Here is a 14,792-nt window from a genome sequence, read left to right on the forward strand (position 1 = left end):
GCTCAAGGCCATCCCGCATGAGAGCCATCGGTGAAGATCAGTCTTTCACCGATATGTTTATTTTCCGTACCAGCCGTTCCGACTCCGGCCGATCAAGGTCGATCGACAAAAGGCCGTTCTTCAGCTCCGCCGCGATCACACGCATGCCGTCGGCCAGCACGAAGCAGCGCTGGAACTGGCGTGCGGCAATGCCGCGATGAAGGAATTCGCGCTCGGTATCGTCGGTCTGGCGACCGCGCACGACCAACTGGTTTTCCTCCGTTGTCACATCGAGATCGCTTTCGGCGAACCCGGCGACGGCGAGTGTAATGCGCAGCCTTTCGGCCTTGCCGTCGGCACCGCTCAGGCGCTCGATGTTGTAGGGAGGGTAGCTGTCACCGGACTTCGCCAGACGCTCCAGGGTCTTTTCCATGGCGTCGAAACCCAGGAGAAGCGGGCTGGAGAAAGGCGTCATTCGGCTCATGTTACACTGTCCTCTCAAGAGCGACATAAACTGGAAAAACCCAAATGGCATTTTTCCCGATGGTCTTGATATGGTCCGCCCCGCGACCAAGTTCAAGCCACCAAAAGACCCGCCCAAGGAGACCATGTCGCGGACCCACGGAAATAGCCCAGGATCATCGTGGACTCACAGGAATAATCGACATGGCGCTTGAATCGACGCGCGGATGCAAGGAGAAGCGCGCAGGCCGGAACCGTCCCCCGTCAAGCGGTTCAGCAGCTTTGCAGCCGGTTGGCGTCTTTCGGGCGCAGGACCGGCCCGGTGAGCTGATGGCCAGCCAAACAAGGAATTGAAATGCCCCAACCACGCAAGATCATCATCGACACCGATCCCGGCCAGGACGACGCCATCGCCATTCTGCTGGCGCTTGGCAGTCCTGAACTGGAGATCGCCGGCATATCGGCCGTCGCCGGCAACGTGCCGCTGAAGCTCACCGAAAAGAACGCCCGCAAGATCTGCGAACTGGCCGGCCGGCCCGAAATCAAGGTCTACGCCGGCGCCATCCGTCCGTTGGCGCGCGAACTGGTCACGGCCGAGGAGGTCCATGGCAAGACCGGCTTGAACGGACCGGATTTGCCCGAACCGACAATGAAGCTGCAGGACCAGTATGCCGTCGATTTCATCGTCGAGACGCTGATGAAGGAAGAGAGCGGCACCATCACGCTCTGCCCGCTCGGACCGCTCACCAATGTTGCGCTGGCGCTGATCCGAGAGCCCCGGATTGCGCCGCGCATCAAGGAAATCGTGCTGATGGGCGGTGGCTTCTTCGAGGGCGGCAACGTCACGCCCACGGCCGAATTCAACATCTATGTCGATCCGCATGCCGCCGACGTCGTCTTCCGGTCCGGCATCCCGATCGTGATGATGCCGCTCGATGTCACCCACAAGGCGCTGACCACGTCCAAGCGCATCGAGGCGTTCCGCAAGCTCGGCACCAAGGTCGGCATCGCCGCCGCCGAGATGTTGGAATTCTTCGAGCGCTATGACGAAGGCAAATACGGCACGGATGGAGGGCCGCTGCACGACCCCTGCGTCATCGCCTATCTCCTGAAGCCCGACCTGTTCAAAGGCCGCCATTGCAACGTCACCGTGGAAACCGCCTCCGAACTGACCATGGGCATGACCGTGGTCGACTGGTGGGGGGTCACCTCCAGGGAAAAGAACGCCATGGTGATGCGCGACATCGACCATGATGGGTTTTTCGCGCTGCTGGTGGAAAGGCTGGGGCGGCTTAACTGACGTTTGGAATCGCCGACAAGCGCGCGGTGTCACCGGCGCGCGTTGTCACCCATTGAGCAATCGATAGGTGTCGACGCCGCGCTTGTGGTGTTGACGTTCAATAGGAACGAGTGAGCCAAAAGAAAGTGGTGCCGATCACTGCGTCGCTGTACTCGTATTGCCAAATAAGCAAGCGATCCCGAAAGGAAACGTTTGATTTGCGCATAGTGAAGAGTTGTGCAGCAGCGTACAATTCTTCAATATGTCTCCGCAAAAATTTATGGAGAAGGCGCTTTCGCCGTTACTTTGCCTTCGAAAACGCCAGCCACAGGCCGCCGCCGACCATGAAGCTGCCGCTGATCCGCGACAGGAGCTTGATGCGGCTGGCCGACAGCATGCGCCCGGCGCGGCCGGCGGCGAGCGCATAGGTCGAGTCCGACATGGCGGCGAAGATCATGGCGGTCAGGCCCATGATGACGATCTGCAGTGGGTAGTTGCCGGCGGGAGAGATGAACTGCGGAAAGAAGGCGCCGAAGAAGATCAGCGTCTTTGGATTGCTCAGCGCCACGGCCAAGCCCTGCAGGAAGAAGCCGCCGCGTGGTTTGCGGGCGGTTCCGTCGGCGTTCAGCGTGCCCTTCGAGCGGAACATCTGCACGCCCATCCAGATCAGGTAGGCCGCGCCGATCAGCCTGACCCACTCGAACCAGTGGCCCATGCCCGAAATCAGCGTGTTGAGGCCGATGCCGACGATGGCGATCATGACTGCAAGGCCGGCTTGCGTGCCGACGACGTTGGCGAGGCCGGCGCGGGAGCCGTGGCGGATGCTGTTGGCGATGATCAGGGTCACCGTCGGCCCAGGCACCAGGATGATCACGATGCAGGCAAGAACATAGGCGGCGTAGAGTTCCAGCGACATGATTTTCCTCGCATGCCGCTATCGCGGCCTGTCAGGCGACAATCAATGCATGGCGGCGAAGACAACGCAAGCTGGCGCGCCGGTCTGGCTCAGGCTCCGGCGGGCCAAGGCAGCGTCGTCTCATAGGCAGCCGCGGCCTTCAGCACGGCGAGGTCGCCGCGTGGCTTGCCGACCAGCTGCATGCCCATCGGCCGGCCCCTGTCGTCGAAGCCGACGGGAACATTGACCGCCGGGCAACCGCCCAGGGTGGCGAAGGCCGAAACCTGCATCCAGCGATGATAGCTGTCCATTGCCCGCCCCCCGACCTCGCGCGGCCAATGGGTGCCGACATCGAACGGAAAGACCTGCGCGGTCGGCAGCGCGATGAGGTCGAAGCGGTCGAAGATCGACAGCAGCGTGCGGTACCAGGAGGTTCGGACGACCGAGGCCGCGCGTATCTGCGGCGCCGTCAGCCGCATCGCGTTTTCCACTTCCCATACGGCTTCCGGCTTCAGCAGGCCACGCCTGGCGGGGTCGTCATAGTGTACTTTCAGAGCGCAGCCGCTGCTGGCCTGGCGCAGCGTCACGAAGGCCTGCCAGAGTGCCTCGAAATCGAAATCCGGTCGCAAGGGCTCGGTCAGGAAAGATACATCCGTGAACCGTGCGAGTGCTGCCTCGCATAAGTCGAGGATGCCGGGCTCGATCGGCAGATGGCCGTCGAGATCGCCGAGCCAGGCGATACGGCCACCGGTCGCCGCCGTCGCCAGGCCTTCGAGGAAGGAGCCTTGCTTCTCATAGGAGAGAGGCGCCTGCGGATGGTAGCCGGCCTGCACGTCGAGCAAGAGCGCCATGTCGGCGACGTTGCGGCCCATCGGCCCCTCGACGCCCATCTGCGCGTGGAAGACCTCGAAGTCGGGACCGCTGGGCACGAGCCCCTGTGACGGCCGGAAACCGTAGACATTGTTCCAGGCCGCCGGGTTGCGCAGCGAGCCGCCGAAGTCGCTGCCATCGGCGACGGGCACCATGTCCAGCGCCAGCGCCACCGCCGCTCCGCCGCTTGAGCCGCCCGCGGTCAGCGCCGGATCGAAAGCGTTCAGCGTCGGCCCGAAAACATTGTTGTAGGTGTTGGAGCCGAGCCCGAATTCGGGAACGTTGGTCTTGCCGATGATGATGGCGCCGGCGTCGCGGATGCGTTCGACGAAGAAATCGTCTTCCCGCGGCACGAAATCGGCGAAGATCGGCGAGCCGAACGAGGTCCTGAGGCCGGTGGTCGAGGCAAGGTCCTTGATGGCGATGGGTAGGCCAAAGAGCGCGCCGGTGCCATCGGTCCGGCTGATATCGGCGGCATCGGCCTCGCGCAGTATGTCGGCACGGTCGCGCAACGAGACGATGGCGTTGACCAGCGGGTTGACCGCATCGATGCGATCGAGGAACGCCGTCACCACCTCGCGCACGGAGAGCTTCTTTCGGCGGATCGCGTCTGCAAGTTCGACAGCCGACAGGCGGCAGATGTCGCTGGCCGCCGGTACGGCATGCTTCGTGCGGGGACGCATCATTTCAACCGGCCTCTTGCAGCGCCTGGTCGACATCCTTGGCCAGTGGGATCGCCGGTTGGGCGCCGGGCTTAAGGCAAGCCAGCGAGCCGGCGGCGCCGGCACGCGCCAATGCCTGTTCGAGCGTGAGGCCCGACGACAGGCCGGCGGCGAAATAGCCGCAGAAAGTGTCGCCGGCCCCGACCGTGTCGACCGGCGTGATCTGCAAAGCAGGGAGGGTCAGGAATTCGCCTGGCGTTGCCGCCATCACGCCGTCGCCGCCGAGCGTGACGACGATGATGCGTCCAGTCTTGCTGGCATAGTCGCGCATGCGCGCTGCACGATCGCGGCCTTTCAGGGCAAGGGCTTCGCCATAGAGGTCGAATTCGGTTTCGTTCGCGACCGCATAGTCGGCCTTGCCGAGGAAGGCGGCTGCCCCGCCATGGAAAGGGGCCGTGTTGAGGACAGTGATCGCGCCGGCCACCCTTGCCTGGTCGAGGGCCGCATCGACCGTCGCGAGCGGAATCTCGTGCTGCAGCAGCACGACGTCGCCCTTTGTCAGAAAAGCCTTGGAGAGGTCGCCGGGCACCACGGAAGCGTTGGCGCCGGGCACCACGGCGATGATGTTTTCGCCGTCATCGCCGACCATGATCAGCGCCGTGCCGGTCGAGGCAAAGGTCTCTCCCACGCCCGACAGGTCGACCTTGGCCTCGCGCAGCAAAGCCAGTGCCTCGGGGGCGAAATTGTCCTTGCCAACGGCGCCGACCATGCGCACCTGAGCGCCGGCACGCGCGGCGGCGAGTGCCTGGTTGGCGCCCTTGCCGCCGGGGGCCGTCGTGAAGCTGGAACCGCTCACCGTCTCACCGGGGCTCGGCAAGCGGTCGACATTGGCGATAAGGTCGAGGTTGATCGAACCGACTACGATAATCAAGAAGTGCCTCCTGCTGATGCGCGGAAGCTATCCTGCCAAGCCGTTCGATGCCAGACCACGCGAATGGTCCAGCGTGATTTGCCGCCTCATTCACAAAGCACAGTGACGATGCCCTGATAGTTGCCGGCGGGAAAGATACCGCTCGACTTGGTGGCGGTGAGGTCGATCTGCATGGCGTGGGTGCCATTGGCGACCCTTTGCGGCACGCCCCCATTGTTGTCGACCCCCGAGCCATCGAGGCGGAAGACCGAGGCGAAGGTCACGTTGGTGCCGCCGCCGCTCGGCGCGGAAGAGAATGCGGCAGGCGCCGGCGCTGAAACCGAATAGCAGTCCAGCAAGTTGAGCAGCGAGCACAGCAGGGAACTTGCCACCACGGTGGCGCTGGCGCTTGATCCGCCTGCCTGCTTGGAGCCCAGTATGCCGATAGCCGGATTGGCGGTCATCGTGCCCGATGCCCCGACCATGATGGTGCAGGTGCCGATGATCGCGGCCTGCGCCGGAAGGCAGCAGCCGGCGAGAGCGGCCATCGCGAGCAGCGCGCGGCTATTTCTTCTTCTTTTTCTTTCCATCGCCGCTTCCGGTCCTGATGCTCCAGCCTTCGTTGGCCCATCCGGGTGACGCGGCCACGGGCGTGGGAGCGCTGGCGGCCACGCTCGCGGTCGGCCCGTCACCGCCCAGGCCCATCTTGAGGAGCTTCAGCTCCAGCTGCAGGCGCTCGACCTCAAGCTCGTAGAGGCGGCTGCAATCGACGCGCTTCGGCGTACGCCCGATCGGAATCACCACGCGGCCGTAGGTGGCGACGTCGTTGTTCGCCTGATTGTTGCCTCTGATGACGCCCAGGTCGAGATAGGCACCGGTGCCCGATACGGCGGACCGGCAGGTGGTTCCGTCGGAAGCGTGGACCTCATCCTGCCCTTGGGGCAAGGTCACGCCGGGCAAGTTGAAGCCGCTCTCATTCTGATTGAGGTTGTAGACATCCTCGGCCAGAACCGGCGAGATCCCTGCCCAGGTTGCCGCAAACGCGACTGTCAGGACTTGCGGTGCCCAAAAAACTTTCCGCATATCTGTGCCCTTATCTGCGTCTGTTGATTGGGAAAGGGGATGCTCTCGGTACAGATACGCACTTTACGCTCGGCAGCGCCGCCGAAGGGCACGACCACAAGGACAGGACGGGAAGCCTGCGAGCCCAGTTGGAAAACGCTCGGAGAGATCTTGGCATCCACTGGCTGAAAATTCTGATCGTAAACGTGGATTTCGACCTTGATCTTCTGGCCGTAGGGATTGGCGGGAAACACGCGGACCGCGAAGGCGTCGGTGAAACTGTTGACCTCACCCCGCATCGGCGACATCGACTGGGCGTTGGCGGCAAGGGCCGGCAGGCCGACGGCCAGCGCCGCCGCCAGGATTCGTGCATGTTTCAAGGACCCCTCCTTCGCGACGGCTATTCGCAACGCAGTGTTACCGTTGCCTGATAGTTTCCGGTGGCGAAGCGGTTGCTGCCGCCCTTGGTGCCAGCGAGATGGACCGAGACAAGGTCGGCGCCGGGGACAGCGAGGGCGGTGGCGGCCCCCGTTTCAGCGGTCGTGTGGGCGCCGCTGGCCGAATAGGTCGGTGTCCAGGTGGTGGCGGTGCTGTCGGCGGCGGGCACGGTGGTGAGGGTCACCGGATCTACGCTAAGTGAAACACCTCCGGTGGTGGTGAGCGTGACTGTTCCAGCCGAACCGCCGCTGTTGTGGGAGCTCAGCGACTGAAGGTCGGCGCTCACCGTCATGGTGCCGTTGGTGCCGACGACAAGCGTACAGGTCGCGGTGACCGTGCCATTGAAGATGACATTCTGCGTTGTGGCCATCGCCGCGTGGTCCAGGCACGTGACCAGCAAGGCTGCACCAAACACGGTGCGGAACAACTTCATCGAGATTCTCCTATTAAGTCGGATCGCCCGAATTAATATGGGTCATCATCGCTTTATCGTGGTTAATTTAGCGTAAACTTAAATACGATATCGAAATAACGCTCGTGAAGAAACCGGCGGTTGTCCACGGTTGTATCCAGAAGTTCCAAAATCAAGCGCAATAATACTGCGTATTTCCAAATACTCATATATTTTCTGTGGCAGAAAGCAAAAATCGACATTTCACGACGAAATCTGCCCCGCCTCCCAACCGAGGATGGCGCGCTTGCGGGTCAGGCCCCAGTGATAGCCGGTGAGATCGCCTGATTTGCCGATGGCGCGGTGGCAAGGCACCACGAAGGAGAGCGGGTTGGCGCCGTTGGCGGCGCCGACCGCGCGGCTGGCGCTCGGCGCACCGATGCTGGCCGCGATCGAGGAATAGGTACGGGCCTTGCCCATCGGAATCTGGAGCAGCGCCTCCCAGACGCGGACCTGGAAGTCGGTCCCGATCATGACGACATGAAGCGGCTGATCGGCGCGCCACAGCGTCGGCTCGAAGATGCGCGCGGCATAGGGCCCTGTCGCTTCCCTGTCCTCGATATAGAGCGCGTTCGGCCAGCGGCCGGACATGTCGGCAAAAGCGGTGCGTTCCTCGCCCCCGTCGCAGAAGGCGAGGCCGGCAAGCCCGCGGTCGGTGGCCATGATCAAGGCAGTGCCGAACGGGGAGGTGTGATAGCCGTAGCGGATGGTGAGGCCAGCGCCGCGCGTCTTGTAGTCGCCCGGTGACATAGCCTCATGGGTGACGAACAGGTCGTGCAGCCGGCCGGGGCCGGACATGCCCAGTTCGAAGGAGGTTTCGAGCAGAGGCATGCCGGAATCGAGCAGCCTGCGCGCATGGTCCAGCGTCACCGCCTGCAGGAAGGCCTTGGGCGACAGGCCGGCCCAGCGGGTGAAGAGTTTTTGCAAGCCGGTCGGCGTCTCGCCGACCTCCTCGGCCAGTTCTTCCAGCGATGGCTGGTCGCGATAGTCGAGACTGATCTTTTCGATGGCGCGGCGTACGATTTCGTAGTCGCTGCCCTCAGGCGTGATGTCCTTCTTGAGGACTGCCGTGTGTGTGCTCATGGACTGTCTCCTTGGGCTGGAATATCGCCCCTCGGGGCGCCGATCGCCACCCGAAACCTGCCTTCTTGCAGCACTTGCCCAGATAGACTCGGGATTCGAGCCAGGGAGCCGCTGATGGCTGGCGAAAAAGTCCATCTGACAGGGGCAAAAGAGACCTTGCTCATGACACTCTACGGCAAGGCTTTCCCGGAAATTCCCTGGAATTGCTTTTAGCGCGCCTTGGCGGTCGCCAGCGCGCGCGAGAAGGCGGTGGCGAAGCTCTCGCGCGAATCGGGGTCGAGGAAGCCGCCGATCGGCACGTTCTGGCCTTGTGCCTCCACGGTCATTCTGATGATGCCGATCTCGGCGTGCCGGGCGATCGAAAACCGTACCCAGAACGGATTAAAGCGATGCGCTTCCGACCTTCCCGAGGGGGCCGTCTTGCGAATGTCGAGGCTGGTGCGCGAGACCGACACTTCCTCGCGGGCGCGTGCAGCCCGGTAATTGACGCGGAAGGCGATGTAGACGGCCACCACGTCGAGGCCGAAGAAGCCGAACACCGGCCAGGCACCGCGCGACAGGAAAAACGCACCCGTCACCAGCCAGCCGACCATCAGTGCGCCCATCAGGATCAGGAAGCCCGTCCTGCCCAGCGACCGGTGCGGGGTCAGCAACGCGTGAAAGAAGGGCTCGTCAGCCTGAAACGAGGCGTTTGTGTCACTCATGACAGACTATTATAGGAGGGAAATGGCGCGTCCCAAGTCCAATGAGTCTTCCATGCCCGAAAAAGAGCTGCCGGCCGGACGCCGTGATGGCTCCAATGCCAAGGCGCGCCCTCGGCCGGCGCGGCGCTCGTCCCGCTACAGCCCGGCTGAAGTGCATGAGATTTTCCGGCGTTTTTCGGTGCAGCGGCCGGAGCCGAGGGGCGAACTCGAACACGTCAATGCCTTCACGCTGCTGGTGGCGGTGGTGCTTTCGGCGCAAGCGACCGATGCCGGTGTCAACAAGGCAACGCGGGCTCTGTTCAAGGTTGCGGACACGCCGCAAAAGATGCTGGCGCTCGGTGAAACCAAGGTCGGCGACCATATCAGGACCATCGGTCTCTGGCGCAACAAGGCCAAGAACGTCATCGCCCTATCGCAGGCGCTGATCCGCGACCATGGCGGCGAGGTGCCGGATGACCGCGATGAACTGGTCAAGTTGCCCGGTGTCGGGCGCAAGACCGCCAATGTCGTGCTCAACATGGCCTTCGGCCAGCATACGATGGCGGTCGACACGCATATCTTGCGCATCGGCAACCGGCTTGGCCTGGCGCCCGGCAAGACGCCGGAACAGGTCGAGCAGGGGTTGTTGAAGATCATCCCGGACGAATATATGCGCCATGCGCATCACTGGCTGATCCTGCACGGCCGCTATGTCTGCAAGGCGCGCAAGCCGGATTGCCCGGCCTGCGTCATCGCCGATATTTGCAAGGCAGAGGTGAAGACGACCAGCATTCCGGCGCCCTTGGTGCCGATCGCCCCGCTTGAAACTGTCGCCGCCGACGATCAGGCGCCGTAGCCGCGCGCCATCGCCGCCGCGAACACCGGGATCAGGCTCGGCCGGACTATCAGAAGAACGACTATCTGGGCTGGATCGGCCGCGCCAAGCGTCCGGACACCAGGCGAAAGCGGCTCGACCAGATGCTGGACGAGTTGCAGCGAGGCGGTGTCTACATGAATATGGTCTGGCACGGCTGAAGTTCTGCTTCGATTACTTAGGCCTTCCCTGGATGATGGCGCGTATCGCCCTGGCCCTTGCACCGCACCAGCGATTTGCTAAGCGCTGAAGATCAGCGAGGCATATCGTCATGAAAAATCCGCACGGTGTTCCGGTCATCGAGACCGAGCGAACCATTCTAAGGGCGCACCAACTGAAGGATTTCGACGCCTATATCGCCATGTGGGCCGACCCCGTCGTCACGCGCTTCATCGGCGGCAAGCCGCGCACGCGTGAGGAAAGCTGGATGCGCTTCCTGCGCCATGCCGGCCTGTGGTCGCTGCTTGGCTACGGCTTCTGGGCCATCGAGGAGAAAGCGACCGGCCGTTTCATCGGTGAGGCCGGGTTCCACGATCTGAAGCGCGACATGGAGCCGTCGATCGAAGGCATCCCCGAGGCGGGGTGGGCGCTCGCCCCGGCCGCGCACGGCGCCGGTCTTGCCACGGAGATCGTCAGCCGCGTGCATGGCTGGGGCGACGAGACGTTCGGCCGTGCCAGAACCGTCTGCATCATCGATCCCGAAAATACGGCTTCGCTGAACGTCGCCAGGAAGTGCGGCTATATCGAGCTGACGCAGACCCTCTACCATGATGCGCCGACCATGCTGCTGGAGCGGCTGCCCTGAGGGGGTGTCAGGCGAGGCGAGGGCGCCGACAATCACCCGGCCAGGCGCTACAAACGCGCAATCCGGACGGAAAACCGCTGCACACCTTGACCTGCCGCAACCGGCCTTGGGCGCGCAGCTTCCTTACAGGGGCGGCGAGCGGAAGTTGGAGGCCTTTCCGACGCCATAACCGCGGAGCTAGGGCTAAGCCTCCGTCGCGAGGCTCGCCTGCTCCAGCATGGAGGCATCCTCGCCGAAGGCGCGAGTGGCGCGGGCCGCCGCCTCGAGCAGCGGGCGCTTCATGCGCTCAAGGAACGCAGCGTCGACGCGCGTGCTTGGACCAGCCAGCGTCAAGGCGCCAAGCAGCGCGTGTCCCGGCCCGAAAACCGGCGCCGAGACGCCTGCCGTTTCGGGGTCGCGGTCACCCACAGCGAGACAATTGCACGTTTTGCGGATGGTTTCGTAGGGTTCGCCCTGCTGTCCCGAAAACGCCGCCAGCACGCGCCCGCCCGAACCGGCCAGCAGAGGCAATACGTCGCCTTCGCGTATCGTGTAGCGGATCGGATGCTTGGATTCGACCCGGTAAAGACAGGTGCGCACGTCTCCCGAGCGGACGTAGAAGGCAACACTCTCCCAACTTCGTTCGGAGAGAGCGCGCATGATCGGCAACAGGATGTCCACCGCCACCACCGAACGCTGGTAAAGCGCGCCCAGCCGAAAGGCGGCGGGTCCGACGCGATAGCGCCCATCGTCCAGGCGCTCGAGCAGTTGCCCGCGCAACAGCGAATTGGCGAGCCGCAGGATCGTGCTTTTGTAAAGACCGGTGCGCATCGCGATTTCAGCAAGACTTAGCGAGCGGTCGGCCGTGCTGAAGGCATCGAGGATGGCGATCGCCCGGTCGAGTGCCGCAACACCTTCGACGGAGGTACGCCGGATTTCCGCATCAGCCGAGTTGCCTGGTAAGTCCATTGCGGTTCCCAATTCGGTGAAGCCCGAGCGGAACAACTCTGTCGCGCCACCGGACCGTTCTGTCCAGCAGAATGTCGTTCCTGTTGACGGAACAAGGTAAAATCTGCTTGAACTTGATCACGGGTCTGTGAACAGGCGCGTTTTGGCAGGCACCGGAGGAGGTGTCGTGATCTGGAGGAATCCCATGCTGAACAGACGCAGATTTTTGATGAGTACGGCGGCGGCTGGCGCGGCCGGGCTGGTGGCATCGCATTTCTCACCCGCCTTCGCCGAAGGTGCGCCTCAAGTCCAGATCTTCGTGCCGGCGGCGCCCGGCGGCGGCTGGGACCAGACGGCGCGCACGATGGATCAGGTGCTGCGCGGCGAGAAGCTCATCTCCGGCTCGCAGATCACCAATGTCGGTGGTGCCGGCGGAACGGTAGGGCTGCCGCAGTTCATCAATCAGTGGAGCGGCAAAGGCAATGCGCTCATGGTCGCGGGCATGGTCATGGTGGGCGCCATCATCGCCAACAAGGCGGCCAACAACCTGACCCAAGTCACGCCCATCGCCCGTCTCACCGGGGAGTTCGAGGCGCTGGTGGTGCCGGCGGACTCGCCGTTCAAGACGGCCGCCGATTTCGTCGCGGCACTCAAGGCCGATCCGACGAAGGTTCCTGTCGCGGGCGGCTCGGCCGGTGGGTCCGACCACATCCTGTTCGGCCTGATCGCCAAGACGGTCGGCGTTCCGGCTCCCAGCCTCTCCTATGTACCGTTCGCGGGCGGCGGCGAAGCTCTGTCGGCATTGCTCGGCAACCAGGTGGCGGCCGGCATTTCCGGCTTCGGCGAGTTCTCCGAGCAAGTCAAGGCGGGCGCGCTCAGGTTGCTCGCCATTTCGGCCGACAAGCGCCAGGACGGCATCGACGCGCCGACGCTCAAGGAAGCCGGTATCGATGTGGAACTGTTCAACTGGCGCGGCGTCTTCGCGCCGCCCGGCATTTCCGACGCCGACAAGGCGGCCATGATCACGCTGGTCGAAGCCATGGCCAAGAGCGATGCATGGGCGACCGAATGCAAGAACCGCAACTGGACGTCCATCCTGCTCACCGGCGACGACTATGCCAAATTCGTCACTGAGGATTCGGCTCGCATCGAGGCCATCCTCAAGGATCTCGGTCTCGCCTGATTTCCCCAAGGGGGCGGCTCGTGCCGCCTCCTCCTTTTCTCGACGCATCGATCGCATGCGGCCATGCAGCGTGAAGGTACGACGAAGCCGGCTGCTGGAGGCGGCTGTTTTGGCCACCTGATCGTAGCCATCCATAGCGGGGAGGACATTCATGAGCACCACCGACCAGCAGGCAGTGCCGCCGCGACTTGCCGTACCGGAATTGTTGATCGGCGTCGGCCTCCTGGCCTGCGCCGGGGCCGTGGCCTGGCAGACGCTGGCGATCCCGGTCTCGCCGCTCTATTCCAAGGTTGGTCCGACCGTCTTTCCCTATCTGACCATGGTCGGCCTGATTGTGCTTTCCCTGCTGCTCATCCTCGCCGCGCTTCGCGGCGGCTGGCAGCCGGAGGAGGAAAAGGAAACGCCGACCGACTGGAAGGCGATGGGCTTCGTCGTCATCGGTCTGCTGGCCAATCTTGTGCTCATCCAGCCGCTCGGTTTCACCGCCGCGTCGGTCATCATGTTCGTTCTCGTCTGCTACGGCTTCGGCAGCAGGCATACGCTGCGCGATGTGCTCACCGGCCTGGTGCTGGCGCTGGCTGCTTATTTCGGCTTTGCCAAGGCGCTCGGCGTCAACATCGGCGCTGGTGTCGTCGAGAACCAGCTGAACATGGTGATCGACGCGTTCACCAGCACGCTGGGAGGCTGACGCCATGGATACGCTCGGCCATCTCGCACACGGTTTCGCGGTCGCTTTCAGCCCGACCAATCTTTTGTGGTGCCTGCTCGGGACGACGCTTGGCACCGCCATCGGCGTGCTGCCTGGCCTTGGGCCAGCACTGACCATCGCGCTGCTCTTGCCGATCACCTATCAGGTGGCGCCGGAGGCGTCCTTCATCCTGTTCGCCGGTATCTATTACGGCGCCATGTATGGCGGCTCGACGACGTCGATCCTTCTCAACACGCCCGGCGAGAGCGCAACCATCGTGACGGCGCTGGAAGGCAACAAGATGGCCCGCTCCGGCCGCGGCGGCGCAGCACTCGCCACCTCGGCGATCGGCTCGTTCGTCGCCGGCACACTCGGCACGCTCGGCGTCGCCTTCCTGGCCCCGGTCGTGGTCAAGTTCGCGCTGGCCTTCGGCCCGGCGGAGTATTTCTCGCTGATGGTGCTGGCATTCATCACGGTTTCGGCGGTGCTTGGGTCGTCGTCGGTGCGAGGCTTGACCAGCCTGTTTGCCGGCTTCGTAATCGGGATGATCGGCGTCGATCTGCAGACGGGCCAGCCGCGCTTCACCTTCGGCATGACCGAGTTGCTCGACGGCGTCGACGTCATCATCGCCGCCGTCGGCCTGTTCGCGGTTGGCGAGACGCTCTACATGGCCTCGCGCCGCTATGCCGGCAAAGACGAGATCGTGCCGCTGAAAGGCTCGCTCTACATGACGGCGGCCGAATGGGGGCGTTCGTGGAAGGCCTGGCTGCGGGGAGCGGCGATCGGCTTCCCAATCGGCGCCATGCCGGCCGGCGGCGCCGAGATCCCGACCTTCCTGTCCTATGCCATCGAAAAGAAACTGTCGAAGCACAAGCAGGAGTTCGGTACGGTCGGCGCCATCGAAGGCGTTGCAGGGCCGGAAGCCGCCAACAACGCGTCCGCCGCCGGCGTGCTGGTGCCGATGCTGACGCTTGGGCTGCCGACCTCGGCGACGGCGGCGATCATGCTCTCGGCCTTCCAGAGCTACGGCATCAACCCCGGACCGCTGCTGTTGACGACACAGGCCGATCTCGTCTGGGGGCTGATCGCCAGCCTGTTCATCGCCAATGTCATCCTGGTCATCCTCAACCTGCCGCTGATCGGTCTGTGGGTGCGGCTGCTGAAAATTCCCGCGCCGCAGCTTTATGCCGGGATCCTGGTGTTCGCCACTGTCGGCACCTATGGCATCTCGCAGTCGCCGATCGATCTCGTCATCCTCTATCTCCTGGGCGCCGCGGGCTTCCTGATGCGGCGGTTCGATTTTCCGACCGCGCCCGTCATCATCGGCATGATCCTGGGACCGCTCGCCGAAACCCAGTTCCGCCGGGCGATGACCATCTCGAACGGCGACTGGTCGGTGTTCTACAAGCATCCGTTGTCGCTGACCCTGCTGACGCTCGCCTTCATCGGCCTGGTCGGGCCGCATGTCTGGGCCTTCATCGAAAACCGGCGGCGGCGCGGTCCCGAACATGTGCCGGGCGATGCCTGAGCGATCTGAAAAG

Annotated in this window: 18 protein-coding genes; 7 read left to right on the forward strand and 11 right to left on the reverse strand. The window is 63.6% G+C overall.

The window, feature by feature from the left end; translation table 11 throughout:
• Nucleotides 1-37: 37 nt before the first annotated feature.
• Entirely contained in the window at nt 38-463 is a 426-nt protein-coding gene (locus tag MESAU_RS08925; RefSeq protein WP_013893014.1) for an Hsp20 family protein, read from the reverse strand.
• A gap of 333 nt (nt 464-796) precedes the next feature.
• On the opposite strand from MESAU_RS08925, the gene MESAU_RS08930 reads away from it, so the two are divergent.
• Nucleotides 797-1,741 (forward strand): nucleoside hydrolase, encoded by a 945-nt coding sequence (locus MESAU_RS08930; RefSeq protein ID WP_015315722.1) that lies wholly within the window; start codon nt 797-799, stop codon nt 1,739-1,741.
• Nucleotides 1,742-2,021: 280 nt separating this feature from the next.
• Here the strand turns inward: MESAU_RS08930 and MESAU_RS08935 are convergent, their stop codons facing one another.
• From MESAU_RS08935 to MESAU_RS08975, 9 genes are all read right to left on the reverse strand, one after another.
• On the reverse strand, nt 2,022-2,636 hold the full coding sequence (locus MESAU_RS08935; RefSeq protein WP_015315723.1) for a LysE family translocator: 615 nt from the start codon (nt 2,634-2,636) through the stop codon (nt 2,022-2,024).
• A gap of 89 nt (nt 2,637-2,725) precedes the next feature.
• On the reverse strand, nt 2,726-4,171 hold the full coding sequence (locus MESAU_RS08940) for an amidase (protein WP_015315724.1): 1,446 nt from the start codon (nt 4,169-4,171) through the stop codon (nt 2,726-2,728).
• Nucleotide 4,172: 1 nt separating this feature from the next.
• A complete protein-coding gene (locus MESAU_RS08945) occupies nt 4,173-5,078 on the reverse strand; it encodes a ribokinase (RefSeq protein WP_015315725.1) in 906 nt (301 codons plus the stop codon).
• A gap of 86 nt (nt 5,079-5,164) precedes the next feature.
• On the reverse strand, nt 5,165-5,647 hold the full coding sequence (locus tag MESAU_RS08950) for a hypothetical protein (protein WP_015315726.1): 483 nt from the start codon (nt 5,645-5,647) through the stop codon (nt 5,165-5,167).
• Nucleotides 5,622-6,140, reverse strand: coding sequence for a hypothetical protein (locus MESAU_RS08955; RefSeq protein WP_015315727.1), 519 nt, complete (start codon nt 6,138-6,140; stop codon nt 5,622-5,624). Before MESAU_RS08955 ends, MESAU_RS08950 begins: the two co-directional genes overlap by 26 nt.
• The gene (locus tag MESAU_RS08960) at nt 6,107-6,499 is read right to left on the reverse strand and encodes a hypothetical protein (protein WP_015315728.1); all 393 of its coding nucleotides are present in this window, start codon (nt 6,497-6,499) and stop codon (nt 6,107-6,109) included. The genes MESAU_RS08955 and MESAU_RS08960 overlap by 34 nt, the downstream gene beginning before the upstream one ends.
• Before the next feature lie 20 nt (nt 6,500-6,519).
• Nucleotides 6,520-6,990: a hypothetical protein gene (locus tag MESAU_RS08965; RefSeq protein ID WP_015315729.1), complete on the reverse strand. Its 471-nt coding sequence runs from the start codon at nt 6,988-6,990 to the stop codon at nt 6,520-6,522.
• A 222-nt stretch (nt 6,991-7,212) separates the two neighbouring features.
• Nucleotides 7,213-8,091, reverse strand: coding sequence for a methylated-DNA--[protein]-cysteine S-methyltransferase (locus MESAU_RS08970; RefSeq protein WP_015315730.1), 879 nt, complete (start codon nt 8,089-8,091; stop codon nt 7,213-7,215).
• 209 nt (nt 8,092-8,300) lie between these two features.
• The gene (locus MESAU_RS08975) at nt 8,301-8,795 is read right to left on the reverse strand and encodes a DUF2244 domain-containing protein (protein WP_015315732.1); all 495 of its coding nucleotides are present in this window, start codon (nt 8,793-8,795) and stop codon (nt 8,301-8,303) included.
• A 22-nt stretch (nt 8,796-8,817) separates the two neighbouring features.
• On the opposite strand from MESAU_RS08975, the gene nth reads away from it, so the two are divergent.
• The 3 genes from nth to MESAU_RS08990 all read left to right on the forward strand — a co-directional run bounded on the left by nth (nt 8,818) and on the right by MESAU_RS08990 (nt 10,453).
• On the forward strand, nt 8,818-9,630 hold the full coding sequence (gene nth, locus MESAU_RS08980; protein ID WP_015315733.1) for an endonuclease III: 813 nt from the start codon (nt 8,818-8,820) through the stop codon (nt 9,628-9,630).
• A 74-nt stretch (nt 9,631-9,704) separates the two neighbouring features.
• Nucleotides 9,705-9,809 carry a YdeI/OmpD-associated family protein gene (locus MESAU_RS29975; RefSeq protein WP_245262998.1) on the forward strand — a complete coding sequence of 35 codons (105 nt, stop codon included), beginning with the start codon at nt 9,705-9,707 and terminating at the stop codon, nt 9,807-9,809.
• Between the two features lie 110 nt (nt 9,810-9,919).
• Nucleotides 9,920-10,453: a GNAT family N-acetyltransferase gene (locus MESAU_RS08990; protein ID WP_015315734.1), complete on the forward strand. Its 534-nt coding sequence runs from the start codon at nt 9,920-9,922 to the stop codon at nt 10,451-10,453.
• Between the two features lie 183 nt (nt 10,454-10,636).
• Here the strand turns inward: MESAU_RS08990 and MESAU_RS08995 are convergent, their stop codons facing one another.
• Nucleotides 10,637-11,401 (reverse strand): IclR family transcriptional regulator, encoded by a 765-nt coding sequence (locus MESAU_RS08995; RefSeq protein WP_015315735.1) that lies wholly within the window; start codon nt 11,399-11,401, stop codon nt 10,637-10,639.
• Nucleotides 11,402-11,585: 184 nt separating this feature from the next.
• Here MESAU_RS08995 and MESAU_RS09000 point away from each other — a divergent pair, with 184 nt between their 5' ends.
• From MESAU_RS09000 to MESAU_RS09010, 3 genes are all read left to right on the forward strand, one after another.
• Nucleotides 11,586-12,563: a Bug family tripartite tricarboxylate transporter substrate binding protein gene (locus MESAU_RS09000; protein ID WP_015315736.1), complete on the forward strand. Its 978-nt coding sequence runs from the start codon at nt 11,586-11,588 to the stop codon at nt 12,561-12,563.
• 151 nt (nt 12,564-12,714) lie between these two features.
• Nucleotides 12,715-13,251, forward strand: coding sequence for a tripartite tricarboxylate transporter TctB family protein (locus MESAU_RS09005; protein WP_015315737.1), 537 nt, complete (start codon nt 12,715-12,717; stop codon nt 13,249-13,251).
• Between the two features lie 4 nt (nt 13,252-13,255).
• The gene (locus MESAU_RS09010; RefSeq protein ID WP_015315738.1) at nt 13,256-14,779 is read left to right on the forward strand and encodes a tripartite tricarboxylate transporter permease; all 1,524 of its coding nucleotides are present in this window, start codon (nt 13,256-13,258) and stop codon (nt 14,777-14,779) included.
• Nucleotides 14,780-14,792 lie beyond the last annotated feature (13 nt).

Source organism: Mesorhizobium australicum WSM2073, assembly GCF_000230995.2.
Taxonomy (GTDB): domain Bacteria; phylum Pseudomonadota; class Alphaproteobacteria; order Rhizobiales; family Rhizobiaceae; genus Mesorhizobium; species Mesorhizobium australicum.

Bases quoted from the DNA above. Each gene is read 5' to 3' on its own strand.
- MESAU_RS08925 (WP_013893014.1), bottom strand. From the start codon at position 463: ATGAGCCGAATGACGCCTTTCTCCAGCCCGCTTCTCCTGGGTTTCGAC.
- MESAU_RS08930 (WP_015315722.1), top strand. From the start codon at position 797: ATGCCCCAACCACGCAAGATCATCATCGACACCGATCCCGGCCAGGAC.
- MESAU_RS08935 (WP_015315723.1), bottom strand. From the start codon at position 2,636: ATGTCGCTGGAACTCTACGCCGCCTATGTTCTTGCCTGCATCGTGATC.
- MESAU_RS08940 (WP_015315724.1), bottom strand. From the start codon at position 4,171: ATGATGCGTCCCCGCACGAAGCATGCCGTACCGGCGGCCAGCGACATC.
- MESAU_RS08950 (WP_015315726.1), bottom strand. From the start codon at position 5,647: ATGGAAAGAAAAAGAAGAAGAAATAGCCGCGCGCTGCTCGCGATGGCC.
- MESAU_RS08955 (WP_015315727.1), bottom strand. From the start codon at position 6,140: ATGCGGAAAGTTTTTTGGGCACCGCAAGTCCTGACAGTCGCGTTTGCG.
- MESAU_RS08965 (WP_015315729.1), bottom strand. From the start codon at position 6,990: ATGAAGTTGTTCCGCACCGTGTTTGGTGCAGCCTTGCTGGTCACGTGC.
- MESAU_RS08970 (WP_015315730.1), bottom strand. From the start codon at position 8,091: ATGAGCACACACACGGCAGTCCTCAAGAAGGACATCACGCCTGAGGGC.
- MESAU_RS08975 (WP_015315732.1), bottom strand. From the start codon at position 8,795: ATGAGTGACACAAACGCCTCGTTTCAGGCTGACGAGCCCTTCTTTCAC.
- nth (WP_015315733.1), top strand. From the start codon at position 8,818: ATGGCGCGTCCCAAGTCCAATGAGTCTTCCATGCCCGAAAAAGAGCTG.
- MESAU_RS08990 (WP_015315734.1), top strand. From the start codon at position 9,920: ATGAAAAATCCGCACGGTGTTCCGGTCATCGAGACCGAGCGAACCATT.
- MESAU_RS08995 (WP_015315735.1), bottom strand. From the start codon at position 11,401: ATGGACTTACCAGGCAACTCGGCTGATGCGGAAATCCGGCGTACCTCC.
- MESAU_RS09000 (WP_015315736.1), top strand. From the start codon at position 11,586: ATGCTGAACAGACGCAGATTTTTGATGAGTACGGCGGCGGCTGGCGCG.
- MESAU_RS09005 (WP_015315737.1), top strand. From the start codon at position 12,715: ATGAGCACCACCGACCAGCAGGCAGTGCCGCCGCGACTTGCCGTACCG.
- MESAU_RS09010 (WP_015315738.1), top strand. From the start codon at position 13,256: ATGGATACGCTCGGCCATCTCGCACACGGTTTCGCGGTCGCTTTCAGC.